Below are 12,975 nucleotides of genomic sequence, written 5' to 3' on the forward strand. Positions count from 1 at the left end.
CAGGGGCTTTGTTGTGTGTCAACGTCTGTTCAACCCTAACCCTAAGGAGGTGCAACCCGGATGGGACGAATCAGAACTAAAGAAAATAAGGCAACGGTGGTGGCCGAAGTAAAGGAACTCTTCCAAGACGTCCAGATGGCCATGGTGATTGATTACCAAGGCCTGACGGTGGCTGAAATCACCGACCTCCGCAATCGTCTCCGCCCCCTCGGTGGAACGTGCAAAATTACCAAAAACACCTTGGTAAAAATTGCCCTAGAGGGCCAACCCCAGTGGCAACCCATGGAGGATTACCTCAAGGGAACCTCAGCCCTACTCCTGCTCAAGGATGACTTGGGGGGAGCCATCAAGGCCTATAAAAAATTCCAAAAAGACACCAAAAAAACCGAACTCCGCGGCGGTGTCCTGGAAGGCCGGGCCCTATCCCAGGCGGATGTTGAGGCCATTGGTGATCTACCGTCCAAGGAACAACTCATGGGCCAAATTGCGGGTGCCATCAACGCCCTTGCCACCAAACTGGCCTTTGGCATCAAGGAAGTCCCTGCGTCCTTGGCTCGGGGTATCCAAGCTTATTCCGAAAAGGAATAATTCTTTGTTCACTATTCTCTAATCGACTCAAGGAGTTTACAAATGTCTACAGCAACCGATCAAATTCTCGAACAGTTGAAATCTTTAACCCTGTTAGAAGCCGCTGAGCTAGTCAAACAGATTGAAGAGGCCTTTGGCGTTAGCGCCGCCGCTCCCGTTGGTGGGATGGTGATGGCGGCCCCCGGTGCGGCGGCCCCCGTAGAAGCTGTGGAAGAAAAAACCGAGTTTGATGTCATTCTCGAAGAAGTTCCCGCTGACAAGAAAATCGCCATTCTCAAGGTTGTTCGTACCATCACGGGTCTGGGTCTGAAGGAAGCCAAAGACTTGGTGGAATCTACGCCTAAACCGATCAAAGAAGGCACCAACAAAGACGATGCCGAAGCCATCAAGAAGCAACTAGAAGAAGCCGGTGCCAAAGTTGCCGTCAAATAAATTTCAGCTTGTCTGAATCTTGTCGTAAAGCAGGTGTTTCAGCCTGCTTTTTTTTGGGGCCAGGGAAAATGTTGTTGTAGGACGTTGACCGTGGAGCAATCCCAGTAGTCGATGTGGGAAGTGATCAGGCCCGCTTCGTTGAGTAATAATTCACTCCGACCAGAAATATGAATCCGCGGCCGCCAGGGGAGAGGCGTCACCCAACTCAACGTCCAACGGGTGATGATCAGAGGAAACTCCGCCGTTAAGTCGTGAAGTTCTAGCTCTACGGCTTGAAACCAACGTTGCATAAAGCCAATCATTTTTTGGTATTGCTTAAGGCCATGAAATTCCGTCAGAGGGTCTTTGAAATAGACATCCTCGGCGTAGATGGAAAAGGTGGGATTATCTGGAAAGCGTTGGTAATCGGCCCGGAGCGTAGTGATCAGTGCAGTAATATCCATTGGGTATGCTAAAACAATACCCCTCTAGCCTAGTAGACGGCCCAAGAGATTGTGCCTAGTCGAGGGTAATTGAGTAGACTGACTCAAAAATCGGAGAGAACAAGGGTCTGAGGGCTAAATATGACCGCTTGATGAAGGCGAAACTTGTAGGGAACCCATCAATCCCTATGGTAGCTCCCGCGCTTTGATTGCAGTAGTCCTAGTTTTTTGCTAGCATCAGCGAAAAGTAATGGGCCCAAGTGACATAAACATTTTTAAATATTTTTGTTGGCACTTGGCTTGTGAGTTAGACTTCGCAGGGGTTTTGGAATCAGAAAAAGTCGTCTTTGTTTAATCCATAAAGCCTGGTTACGACAAGACGCTTACGATTTTCTGACTACTAGTGGGGTAATATACGATTCCGACGTCATCCATCCAATTTCAGAGAGGAGGAGTAGCCGTCTGCCAGCTAACCTGTACCAGGAACACAAAAAATGTCTGTAGCAGATTCAGCCCATGCGTCATCGGGTTTGCGAGCGGTAAAAGCTCTTTGTGAGGAGTCTGACTTTAAGGTCGGGGATCGAGTCCGGATTGCGATGCGTTTTCCCATTGGCCACTACCGGGTGCCAACTTACGTCCGTGGCAAGCAAGGCGTGGTGAAAATGATCCTGAATCCAATGGCTATCAACAACGAGGAAGAAGGTTATGGTCGCAATGCTGGAATAAAAGGACGTTACTATCGGGTGGGCATTCTGCTTTCAGAGTTGTGGCCTGGATATACAGGGCCGCCGCAGGATCAGTTGGTCATTGAAGTTTTTGAAACCTGGCTGGAGAGGATTTAAGGTATGGAAGCACACGACCACGATCATCATCCGATGCTTACGGATGAAGTGATGCCGGGCTACTACGAAATCATGGAAATCGCGGTTCGAGAATTACTCATTGAGAAGACATTGATCAACCCCAGTGAAATTCGCCGCCAAATTGAAGTGCTTGATTCCCGCACACCAGCTTTGGGTGCAAAGGTTGTTGCTCGCGCATGGGTCGATCCAGGGTTTCGGGCGCGTTTGCTGGCTAATGGCCGCACCGCTTGCGAAGAATTGGGGATCAGCTTTTACGATGATACGCAACTCATCGTGCTAGAAAACACCGACAAAGTTCACAACCTCATTGTCTGTACACTGTGTTCCTGTTATCCGCGTTCGGTGCTGGGATTGCCGCCTGATTGGTACAAAGCTAAACCGTATCGAGCTCGGGTGGTGAAAGAGCCAAGGGCAGTCCTGGAGGAATTTGGCACACACATTCCTGATGATGTAGAGATCTGCGTTAGCGATTCGACTGCGATGATCCGTTATCTTGTATTGCCGCAACGACCAGCGGGCACAGATGACTTGAGTGAGGAACAGCTAGCCGCCCTGGTTACGCGCGATGCGATGATTGGCGTTGTCCGAGTAGAAATCTAAAGACAGGACTCAGTATGAACCACAGTGAAGACTTATTAAAACGCCTGCCTAACGACATCGGAGGGCTACCATCAGACCGAGTCCAGCAAACGGATCATGAACTGTTGCCATGGGAGAAGCGTTGCCATGCCCTGGCTGACGTGCTGGATTTCCATAAAATCATCAACACCGAGGAAAAGCGTCGTGGGGTGGAGTCTCTTGGATCCGAAATGATGAGCAATCTCACCTACTATGAGCGCTGGATTGCCGCTTTTTCCCTTATTTTGTTCGAAAAACAGATACTTACTCCCGATGAACTAGCCCAAAAAATGGCTGAGGTGGAAGCCCGGTATGCCCATGACTCGCATAAAGATTCCTGAGGTAATAACGACCATTTTCCGTCTAAGCTCAAAGTAATCTCAATTTTTTTAGATTTTTAGAACTCAATGGCAATGCTTACTTTAATGGCTGAATGGTCTCGTCTTCACTGCGTTGGCCTTTGTGCTGTCCTGGTACCGACGATTCTTCTGCTCACGTTACAGTCTTTGTTATTAGTTTACTTCCAACATCGAGACTGGCGTTTTCAGGCTTCGGCCAGTGGGGCTTTCGTGGCGATTGTCTTGCTCATTGGCCATGTTGCAACTTGGTTTAGCATCGGTGTCATTACTCCGGTTACTTTTATTTTGCTGACTCTCTCTCTAACCTGCTTGGCCATTAATACTGGATTATGGGCCTGGGTCATGTACCAAGGCCGTCGTTCATCTTTGGCTCTTTAGCGGTAGCGGTAAAACCATGGATCTATCAACAGCACTACCGACCTTTGTCATTACGTTACGGGAGGGCTTTGAAGCGGCCCTAGTGGTTGGCATTGTATTGGCTTGTTTGGCCAAAGCAGATAAGGACTATCTCAACCGCTGGGTTTATCAAGGCCTGGGCGGTGGACTGGTAGCCAGTGTGATGGTGGCGGGTTTGCTGGGGGGCCTTTTCCAGGGCATCAATACAGTGCAAAGTCCCTTTACCCCTGTACTGAAATCGTTGCTGGCCAGCCTGTTTGGCCTGATGGCCCTGACTCTTCTCAGTTGGATGTTACTCTGGATGACTCAACAGGCCAAGGGACTCAAGGCCACCGTGACCAGCGACATTCAAGCGGCCCTCAGCCAGCAAGAGGCGGGCCAGAGCATCGCCCTGGTGGTTTTTATTGCTGTTTTACGGGAAGGATTCGAGGCCGTGCTCTTCATTTTGGCCCAGGGCCCAGACAATTGGCTGGGTTCTAGCCTGGGGGCCGTCTTAGGTCTAGGCTTTGCTACGGTGCTGGGTTATGCGCTTTTCCAGATTGGGCTTCAGATTAATATCAAGGGCTTTTTCCAGGCCACCGGGGCCTTTCTGGTGCTGATTGTGGCTGGCTTGGTGATTGGTATTCTCAAAAATCTAGACCTTGCTATCCATCTATTGGGACAATGGGATGCCCGTTATCTCTCCCTCTGTTTTGCCCAGGATTCCTGTCTGTTAGGGCCCCTCATTTGGAATGGCAGTCAGATCCTGCCCGATGGTCAATTTCCCGGCCTCCTGCTGAAGGCCCTCTTTGGCTATCGCCAACAGCTCTATCTGGTGCAAATTCTTGCCTATAGCCTAGTACTCGGGGGCCTGGGCAGTCTCTATTTTTGGCAACTCCAGCGAGTTCGTCTCTCCTCGGCTCCGGCCAAATCCGGCCCACCCAAAATCCAGTCTTCCTAATAAACTTTAGTTAGGCAATGCTCTGGGAAGCAGAGGTCTTTTTGCATCAAAACTTGGCGTTGTTCGGCCTTCCTCGGTCAGTTTTATGATGGAGACAGGCTAGATGCTGCCTATCAACCGCTCAAGGGCCAATAATTGGCAAATAATCCCAATAATCATGGATAAATACCAAATTTTGCGTGAGAAACAAACCAATGGAGACAACTACGACCTCGATACGGCCGACATCATTGAGCGATTGCAAAAATGGGACCGGGACTACGGCATTGTCCTATCCGGGGTGGAGAGTGACCGCCTAGTCGTTGTTTTTCAGCAGTTACCGGCAGATTTAGATAGTCTTGCCCAGGAAATTTATCAGTTTTGCCCGGATATTATTGATCAGCATTTTGGCTGTTTTGATGATTTGTTTTCCGGCCCCTCCGCAACCTGGCCGCCCGAACTCCAGGAATTTCTGGCTGGCATTGATTTTGAGGACGAAAATTTTGGTCTCGAACTCTTGAAGCGTTCCCTCGCTCAATCCTCAACGGTTGGACTTTGGTGGGATTAGGGCCATGCTGATAGGCCTAGTTGGGATTCTCTGGTTGTGTAGTTCGTTGTTTCTAGTAGCGGCTGAACCCCTGGCGTCTGCTACCGTTGTCAGTATTGCCGATGGGGATACCCTGACAGTTCGTCAACAGGGCCAGTCACAAAAAATTCGTTTAGCTTGCATTGATGCCCCAGAATTAACCGTCCAACCCGATGGCCTGCAGGCTAAGCAATACCTGCAACGTCTCTTACCCATTGGCGCCGCCATTACCCTTCGTCCCGTAGATCAAGACCGCTATGGTCGTCTGGTGGCAGAGGTTTATTATGGCTCGCAATCCGCCAATTTAGCCATGGTACAGAGTGGTCAGGCTGTCATTTACCCCCAATATTTTGCCAATTGTCGGGCTACACAGACCCAATACCGTCAGGCTCAAGCCCAGGCCCAACAGAAAAAACTTGGCCTGTGGGCCCAAGCCAATCCCATCATGCCGTGGGAGACGCGACAGACTGGCCCAGGAAGACAACCAACTTCCCCGGCTAAACCCCCGAGTTCAGCTTGTCACCCCGCCTATCCAGACCTCTGTCTTCCAGTTAATGGCCCTGATTTGGACTGTCGGGATATTCCCCAGCGCGGTTTTCGGGTATTGCCTCCCGACCCCCATCGCCTGGATCGAGACCGGGACGGTATTGGTTGTGAGCGCTAAGCGGATAGCGGGAATCGAACCCGCAACTAAAGCTTGGGAAGCTTTCGTTTTACCACTAAACTATATCCGCAGGTCTTTTGATTTTACCAGGTTTTGCTTCTAGAATAAGCAGTTAACCCCGGCGCTCCGCCAATTTTTGGTAAACATCCCGTAGGGAAACCTGATGATGGGCCAAGGCCACCAGGGTATGGTAGAACAAATCGGCGACTTCTCCCGCAATGGCCTGGGGGTCGTTATCTTTGCAGGCCATGACCACCTCCGCACTTTCTTCTCCAATTTTTTTGAGAATTTTATTATCTCCGCCTGCCAATAATTTACAGGTGTAGGATTCAGGGCTCGGATGATCGCGGCGCTCACAGATCACGGCAAATAATTCCGAGAGCATATCGGCAGAGGGGGCCTGTTTACGGTGAGCCACCTGATGGAAACAACTACGTTCGCCCGTATGGCAGGCAATGTCCCCCACCTGTTCAATGGTCAAGAGCAGAGCATCGCTGTCGCAGTCATAACGAATGGCCTTAACCCGTTGAAAGTGCCCGGAAGTGGCCCCCTTGTGCCAAAGTTCCTGGCGGGAACGACTCCAGTACCAGGCCTCTCCCGTTTCTAGGGTTTTTTCAAGGGCCTGCCGATTCATCCAGGCCATCATCAAGACGGTGCCATCGAGATAATCCTGAGCAATGGCAGGCACCAGGCCTTGGTCGTTGTAGCAAAGCTCGTCTAGCGGAATGGCATTCGATAAAGACATGGTGTAGCAACGTCCCTCAAGGGAAAAAGAAGACCCATAAAATCAAGGACAAAGTTGAGGGGTTGACTTTGTCCTGATAACAAACCTTAGTGGCATTATTCTGGGGAGTTTTATGGCGCCCCAAGCGCATCTCACCGTTTGGGAGCCAAGGCTAAATGTATTTTTCTAGCGTACTGGCTAGGGTCGTTTTGGGGACAGCCCCCACCACCATATCGACTCTCTGGCCGCCTTTGAAAATCATCAGGGTCGGGATACTCCGAATTCCATACTGACTAGCGGTATTGGGGTTATCGTCAGTGTTGAGCTTGACTACTTTGACCTTACCGGCGTATTGTTGAGCGATTTCATCCACAACGGGTGCAACCATCCGACAGGGGCCACACCAGGGGGCCCAAAAGTCAACGAGCACAGGTAGTTCGCTATCCAATACATCATCTTTAAAGCTTGCATCTGTTACTTGAGGTGTGGCACTCATATTGGAAATCCTTAATCCTTATGATCGCAATGTTTAGAATTCTACCATAACGAAACAAGGCCCCATTCCGTTCAAAAACATCGAGAAACTTAGGAATTATTTATGATTTGTCACAGTTGCAGCCAATAGTCAATGGAGTCCAACAAGAAACCGCCCGAACATCGTCCAGGCGGAGTGTGGTGTGAGGAGTGAACGGAAACTTATGTCTCCGCCATCTATATTGTAAAGGAGAAAACTGTTTTCGACGCAATTTTTTGGCTGGGGTTCCGGCTAGAGCCTCCATTCGATTCTGGCTCGTCCTGGAGCATCACCATTGAGTATCATAAAAAAGGTCTTCTTTATGAATATTAGGCCTGGGTTTTTCTCTATCATTCCCTCTTCACAACTTTTCCCCTTGAGTGTTCTGTCATGACTGTCCCCCTCGATTTTCTGGCCCAATTGAACCCCTCTCAACGCACGGCGGTACAACATTTTTGCGGGCCATTGTTGGTGGTGGCTGGGGCCGGTTCGGGGAAGACTCGGGCCCTGACCTATCGCATTGCCTACTTAATTCGTCACCATCGTGTTGACCCTGAAAATATTTTAGCGGTAACTTTTACTAACAAGGCCGCTAAGGAAATGAAAGAACGAATTGAGAGCATTTTCGTGCAAGAAATGGCACAGCAACAATTTGGCCAGCGATTTGAACTCTTAGGAGAATACGAACAGCGAAAACTGACATCTCAAGTTTATAAGACAGTTACTAAAAAGCTATGGATTGGCACTTTTCATAGTTTGTTTGCACGTATCTTAAGGTTTGATATCAATAAATATCAAGATGAGCGAGGCCGAACCTGGACGCGTAATTTCTCGATTTTTGATGAAAATGATGTCCAAAGCTTAATCAAAAATATTGTCACCAAGAAAATGAACTTGGATGATAAAAAGTTTGACCCTCGTTCTATTCGCTATCAAATCAGTAACGCCAAAAATTTAGGGGTATTACCAGAGCAATATTTACAAGAAAATCCTGGCTATAAGGGACGAGTTATCGCTGAAGTCTATCAAGATTACCAATCAGAATTAGCAGCCAATAATGCGCTAGATTTTGATGATCTTATTTTAGTTCCGGTTCGCTTGTTTCAGCAAAATGAAAGTGTTCTGGGCTATTGGCATCAACAGTTCTGTCACATTTTAGTAGATGAGTATCAAGACACTAATCGGATTCAGTATAATCTCATCCGTCTGTTAGTAACCAACGGTGAAAACCGTCGCGAGTCTTGGGATTGGCGCAATCGCTCTATTTTTGTAGTGGGGGATGCCGATCAATCGATCTATAGCTTTCGTATGGCTGATTTTACTATTCTGCTCAATTTCCAAACGGATTTTGGCGATGGCCTACCCGATGAAGATACCCGCACCATGGTGAAGCTAGAGGAAAATTATCGCTCTCGGGAAAATATTCTCCAGGCCGCTAACCAACTGATTGAAAACAACAGTCAACGTATCGAGAAAACCCTGAAGGCAACCCGTGGCTTAGGGGAAGCTATTTATTGCTACCAGGCCGATGATGAACGGGATGAGGCCCGCTTTGTCTTGACAAAAATTCGACAACTGCGTCAGGATAACCCAGAACTTAACTGGGGGGACTTTGCCATTCTTTATCGCACCAATGCCCAATCTCGCTCCTTTGAAGATGAATTGATCAAATGTAATATTCCTTACAATATTGTGGGCGGTTTTAAGTTCTATGACCGACAGGAAATTAAAGATGCCCTAGCCTACCTGCGGGTTTTGGCTAATCCGGCCGATACAGTCAGTTTGCTCCGGGTGATTAATACTCCCCGCCGGGGCATTGGCAAATCGACCCTCGATAGTTTGCTTCAGGCTGCCCAGGGGCTCCAAGTCCCCCTCTGGGAAATCCTCCAGGACGAGACCTCGGTGAATACCCTGGGGGGCCGAGCCGTTAAACCCCTGCGCCGCTTTGTAGAGATGATGCAAACACTCCAGGGCCAATTGGCAACCCAATCAGCCGTGGAAATCCTGGAAGCCGTTCTAGAGCAATCGGGCTACGTCTTTGACCTTGAACAAAAAGGTACGGAGGAAGCCGACAATCGCTTGGCCAACTTGGGCGAATTGAAAAATGCTATCCAGCAGTACCAAGAGGAAAACGAAGACAATAGTCTGCTAGGTTTTCTGGGCAATGCTTCCTTGGCTTCGGATTTAGATGACCTCCAGGAAGATTCAGAGAAAGTCTCTTTACTCACCCTCCATTCTGCTAAGGGCCTGGAATTTCCTGTGGTTTTTCTGGTGGGGATGGAACAGGGCACCTGTCCTCACCTGCGTAGCCTCAATGACCCCCTAGCCTTGGAAGAAGAACGCCGCCTCTGCTATGTGGGGGTGACTCGGGCCCAGGAACAGTTGTTTATTTCCCATGCCCAACAACGCTACGTCTGGGGTTCCCAGGAAACCAAGATTCCTTCCCAATTTATTAAGGAACTGCCACCAGAATTATTGGAGAGTAACCGGCAAACCCGTCGTCACACCGGGGGAAGAGAACAGATGAAAACCCGTTCTTCCTCTGCATCCCCCCGCTTAGTTGTCGTGCCCTGGCGAGTTGGAGACCGCCTAGTCCATCGAAATTTTGGGGAAGGTACCGTGACCCATCTGCTGGGCCAGGATCGCAAACTCAACCTGGGGGTCAAGTTCCCTGGCCTAGGGACGAAGATTATTAACCCGAGTTTAGAACCGATCCAGCGCCTGGATTCCTAGGGCCAGAACTGAAGCAACTTGACCGATGGCAAGTTTGATCAATGGTTGATCGTCTTAAAATTTTCCGAAAAAAATAGGAGAGACGGACGTGAGACCTGCTAGGATACCGGCAAATTCTCTCCAAACCTGAATCACTACTTTCCTGGGTAACGGTCATGCAACCCCGTGGTGTCATTCCCATTCGTCGTCAGCAGACGTTGCGTTATTTGGTGCTGGTGGCCTTTGTGGCGGCCCTGAACACCAGTTGTTCGGATAGCAACGATGATATCTCCGCTGTGCGGGAGGTGCGGCCCGATGATGCTGTGGCCAATCAACCCGTCGATGCGGTTTTCTACGAAACGGTAGCGCAATGCCAGCAGGACTTGACCCAAAAGCAACAGGCCTATCAAACCCAACTCCGGGATTTTTCGGCTGGCCGCCGATCAACCGCTCCCATGGAACCAGCTCTCAAACCGGAAGACTGTGAAGCTCAGATGGCCCTGGCCCTGCGGGAACACGAAGGCCATGCTCCTGTGTACGAAAGTCTGGAGCAATGTCAGGCTGAAGGAACACAATGCACTCCGGCCACCCGTAATGGCGGGCAAGCGAGTTCCGGTTACTATCCTCGCTTTGGAGGAACCTTTGTCTATCCTTACGATCCCAGTCCCGATTTTGTCTATTTCTACTACGGGGGCGTTAATCATCGCGTCTATCGTCCGACCACCGTTTATCAAGGCAGTACCGGTAATTTAATTACGCCCTATGGCCGCACCCTCCCCCACTATCAACCCGGTAGTCGCATTTCGGTTCCCCAACATACCCGCTTTACCGCGCCCGCTCGGCCCAAGGGAACCAGTGGCTCAGGCGTTATTCGGGGGCGCTCGAGTCATGGTTTTGGCTCGACCTACAAGGCCACGGGCCGGGGAGGCGTGGGTAAATAATGCGTGCCATTCCCTTTAAGCGTCGTCCCCACTGGCAACAACATATCCGCGACAATGCTTATCAAGCAGAGGTTTTGAGTGATGCCCGTCAGCAGTACTGGGTCGAGGCCCTCAAGCAACCGTTTTATATTCAATTTTCCACCGAAGAAGAAGATTGCTTAGCCCAGGCCACGGAAACCCTAGGGCAGATGTGTCAGGATTACCTGGATTGGTTTTTTACGGAAGAAACCGAGGGGGCCGTCGATCAGCGCTTGGCCCGGCTACAAATCTCCTCGGCTTATTGGGAAGCCATTAAATACTCTTGGGATCGCACTGAGCCGGAAGATCTGTCCCTTTATCTCCGTTTCGACTTGGTTATGGCTGAGGCGGCCAGTCTGCCCAAAATGATCGAAATTAACGCTGAAACGCCGCTACTAGGCTGTGAGCAGGTTTATCAGTGGAATTGGCTCCAGGATCTGATAGCCCATCGTGATCCCTCTTTACCCAAGGGTGTGAGTCAATTTAATGACTTTTGGGATCGGGTTTGTGGGCAGTGGCGAGAGGTGATGGAAACCTATGGCACCTTAGGAAAAGTGATTTCCTTTCTGGTGGATGAAACCCTGGAGGAAGACATCGAAATGGCGGCCCAATTGATCCAGATGATTCACGACGAGGTCGCGCCCGAGCAGTATTGTCAGATCGTTTACCTGCGGGATTGTTGGAATGGACAGGAACTGGTGCAACGAGGGCTCGGCATCGATGACCAGGGTTATCTGGTGGATCACTGCAACGAGCGCATGGAATTTATCTGGAAAATCTACGATTGGTCTGATCTGCAAAATGATGTAGAAAATTTTGGCATGACGGAGGTTTTTGCTCGCCACCTCAGCACAGGGAAAACCAAGTTCCTGGAACCGCTCTGGAAACAGGTGTTGTCGAATAAAGGTTCCTTGGTTTATCTTTGGCAGCTATTTAAAGACCATCCCGACTATGGCCCTTATCTGTTGGCGACCTATTTTGAGGATGACCTGGGCCCGGAAGCCACGCGCTTAGTGCTCGATACCCATATCCGTAAACCGCTGTTGGGCTTAGAAGGGGTCGCGACCACCTTACAAACGGGCTTAGGGTCGGCCCTGGAGGAACGGGAATCCTTTGGCTATGGCAAGGAGGGTTTTATCGTACAGGAGTATGTGCCTCTGCCTTCTGCCTACGATTACCATTACGTCATTGGCAGTTGGCTGGTGGGCGGACTGGAGGATGGCGAAGCGGCGGGAATTATTTTACGGGGGGATCACAACCGGATTACCACTCGCTATTGCTTGATCATTCCCCACATCGTGGCGGATCAGAAGATCATTTAGATTTTGTGGGTAATGGCCCTCTAGATTCCTGATGATTGTCCCGACCCTGTTGCCTCACCCATTCTCCTAACTCTGGTGATGACTGTTCCTAAAACGCTTTCTCTGCAACAACGTTCCTGGCAAGTGGAAGATTTTTTGCCGGTGGATTATGGCTTGCCCTCCGGTCTTTTGACTCAGTTGGATCAGGATTTACACCGCAATTGTGTCCGGTTATTGGGGCGGGATGTCTATAGCGAAGGGGATAGCCAACCGTTATTTGATTATCTGCAACCCCGTTGGGCCGAGTTTACCCCTGGTTTTCGTCAATTAATGACCCTCTGGTTAGCCGATGAGCAAAAACACTATCAGGCGCTACGGCGGGTTTACCAGTTACTCACGAGGATTCCGGAAGAAGAGATGAACCAGTGCTTTGCCCGTCGTCACCACGAAATTGAACCGATCCAAGCCCTGTTAGCTGATGAGTTTACAATTCTGGTGGCCCTGCTGTTTGATGAACTGGGTTCGACTATTTCCTATCGGCGAGATCTGCGGGAATATTACCGTCACTATGGCCCTGCGGTGACAAATATTGCAAAACAGTTAGTGATGGATGAGGGGATTCATTTCCAGAATGCGGCCCAAATACTCCAGACGTATCACGATAAGCGCCTGGGAGAATTACCCGCTTTACTGCACCATATTTCTCGCCTGGAAAAATCCCTGGGGCGGTATTGCAAAACCTTTTTTCTGGATCATGCCCAGGAACAGGAGCGCTTTCCCCCAGATTTTAATGAGGTGATTATTGCTATGATCTTGGCCCATTTTGATTTAGGGCCCTCTCCCCGGCGGGGCCAGTATCTCTGGGCCTGGAAACCAGCAGGCCAGGCCTTTACTCCCCTTGTTGCATGAATGTTACCT

The 12,975-nt window shown here is 49.9% G+C and carries 16 protein-coding genes, 1 tRNA gene and 1 other annotated feature (1 of these 18 cut by a window edge); of the genes, 13 read left to right on the top strand and 4 right to left on the bottom strand.

What is annotated here, in order from left to right; all coding sequences use genetic code 11:
• Positions 1–22 (top strand) — a sequence feature (ribosomal protein L10 leader region) (it extends 147 nt beyond the left edge of the window).
• A gap of 38 nt (positions 23–60) precedes the next feature.
• Both rplJ and rplL read left to right on the top strand, forming a co-directional pair.
• Positions 61–588 (top strand): 50S ribosomal protein L10, encoded by a 528-nt coding sequence (gene rplJ, locus ABXS88_RS15495; RefSeq protein WP_353672944.1) that lies wholly within the window; start codon positions 61–63, stop codon positions 586–588.
• Between the two features lie 42 nt (positions 589–630).
• Positions 631–1,020 (top strand): 50S ribosomal protein L7/L12, encoded by a 390-nt coding sequence (gene rplL / locus ABXS88_RS15500; RefSeq protein WP_353672945.1) that lies wholly within the window; start codon positions 631–633, stop codon positions 1,018–1,020.
• 38 nt (positions 1,021–1,058) lie between these two features.
• Here rplL and ABXS88_RS15505 read toward each other — a convergent pair whose 3' ends face one another.
• Positions 1,059–1,463, bottom strand: a complete 405-nt coding sequence (locus ABXS88_RS15505; protein WP_353672946.1) for a DUF2358 domain-containing protein — start codon at positions 1,461–1,463, stop codon at positions 1,059–1,061.
• Positions 1,464–1,936: 473 nt separating this feature from the next.
• Between ABXS88_RS15505 and ABXS88_RS15510 the strand changes: the two genes are divergently transcribed.
• From ABXS88_RS15510 to ABXS88_RS15540, 7 genes are all read left to right on the top strand, one after another.
• On the top strand, positions 1,937–2,284 hold the full coding sequence (locus ABXS88_RS15510) for an SH3-like domain-containing protein (RefSeq protein ID WP_353672947.1): 348 nt from the start codon (positions 1,937–1,939) through the stop codon (positions 2,282–2,284).
• Positions 2,285–2,287: 3 nt separating this feature from the next.
• On the top strand, positions 2,288–2,905 hold the full coding sequence (nthA, locus tag ABXS88_RS15515) for a nitrile hydratase subunit alpha (RefSeq protein ID WP_353672948.1): 618 nt from the start codon (positions 2,288–2,290) through the stop codon (positions 2,903–2,905).
• 14 nt (positions 2,906–2,919) lie between these two features.
• Positions 2,920–3,264, top strand: coding sequence for a hypothetical protein (locus ABXS88_RS15520; protein ID WP_353672949.1), 345 nt, complete (start codon positions 2,920–2,922; stop codon positions 3,262–3,264).
• Between the two features lie 66 nt (positions 3,265–3,330).
• On the top strand, positions 3,331–3,660 hold the full coding sequence (locus ABXS88_RS15525) for a hypothetical protein (RefSeq protein ID WP_353672950.1): 330 nt from the start codon (positions 3,331–3,333) through the stop codon (positions 3,658–3,660).
• A gap of 16 nt (positions 3,661–3,676) precedes the next feature.
• Positions 3,677–4,618 carry an FTR1 family protein gene (locus tag ABXS88_RS15530; RefSeq protein ID WP_353672951.1) on the top strand — a complete coding sequence of 314 codons (942 nt, stop codon included), beginning with the start codon at positions 3,677–3,679 and terminating at the stop codon, positions 4,616–4,618.
• 157 nt (positions 4,619–4,775) lie between these two features.
• A complete protein-coding gene (locus tag ABXS88_RS15535; protein ID WP_353672952.1) occupies positions 4,776–5,165 on the top strand; it encodes a DUF4253 domain-containing protein in 390 nt (129 codons plus the stop codon).
• A gap of 4 nt (positions 5,166–5,169) precedes the next feature.
• Positions 5,170–5,847, top strand: a complete 678-nt coding sequence (locus ABXS88_RS15540) for a thermonuclease family protein (RefSeq protein ID WP_353672953.1) — start codon at positions 5,170–5,172, stop codon at positions 5,845–5,847.
• Here ABXS88_RS15540 and ABXS88_RS15545 read toward each other — a convergent pair.
• From ABXS88_RS15545 to trxA, 3 genes are all read right to left on the bottom strand, one after another.
• Positions 5,847–5,917: transfer RNA gene (locus tag ABXS88_RS15545), tRNA-Gly, on the bottom strand. The two genes, ABXS88_RS15540 and ABXS88_RS15545, sit on opposite strands and share 1 nt — an antisense overlap.
• 42 nt (positions 5,918–5,959) lie before the next feature.
• Positions 5,960–6,592: a bifunctional phosphoribosyl-AMP cyclohydrolase/phosphoribosyl-ATP diphosphatase HisIE gene (gene hisIE, locus ABXS88_RS15550; protein ID WP_353672954.1), complete on the bottom strand. Its 633-nt coding sequence runs from the start codon at positions 6,590–6,592 to the stop codon at positions 5,960–5,962.
• A 151-nt stretch (positions 6,593–6,743) separates the two neighbouring features.
• On the bottom strand, positions 6,744–7,067 hold the full coding sequence (gene trxA, locus ABXS88_RS15555) for a thioredoxin (protein WP_353672955.1): 324 nt from the start codon (positions 7,065–7,067) through the stop codon (positions 6,744–6,746).
• 408 nt (positions 7,068–7,475) lie between these two features.
• Between trxA and pcrA the strand changes: the two genes are divergently transcribed.
• The 4 genes from pcrA to ABXS88_RS15575 all read left to right on the top strand — a co-directional run bounded on the left by pcrA (position 7,476) and on the right by ABXS88_RS15575 (position 12,966).
• Complete coding sequence (pcrA, locus tag ABXS88_RS15560) at positions 7,476–9,818, top strand: DNA helicase PcrA (protein WP_353672956.1); 2,343 nt, start codon at positions 7,476–7,478, stop codon at positions 9,816–9,818.
• A gap of 155 nt (positions 9,819–9,973) precedes the next feature.
• A complete protein-coding gene (locus ABXS88_RS15565) occupies positions 9,974–10,738 on the top strand; it encodes a DUF1190 domain-containing protein (RefSeq protein WP_353672957.1) in 765 nt (254 codons plus the stop codon).
• Positions 10,738–12,078, top strand: a complete 1,341-nt coding sequence (locus ABXS88_RS15570) for a glutathionylspermidine synthase family protein (RefSeq protein WP_353672958.1) — start codon at positions 10,738–10,740, stop codon at positions 12,076–12,078. Before ABXS88_RS15565 ends, ABXS88_RS15570 begins: the two co-directional genes overlap by 1 nt.
• A 78-nt stretch (positions 12,079–12,156) precedes the next feature.
• Positions 12,157–12,966, top strand: a complete 810-nt coding sequence (locus tag ABXS88_RS15575; protein WP_353672959.1) for a hypothetical protein — start codon at positions 12,157–12,159, stop codon at positions 12,964–12,966.
• Positions 12,967–12,975: the final 9 nt, after the last annotated feature.

This window comes from Synechocystis sp. LKSZ1, from assembly GCF_040436315.1.
Classification (GTDB): Bacteria; Cyanobacteriota; Cyanobacteriia; order Cyanobacteriales; family Microcystaceae; genus Synechocystis.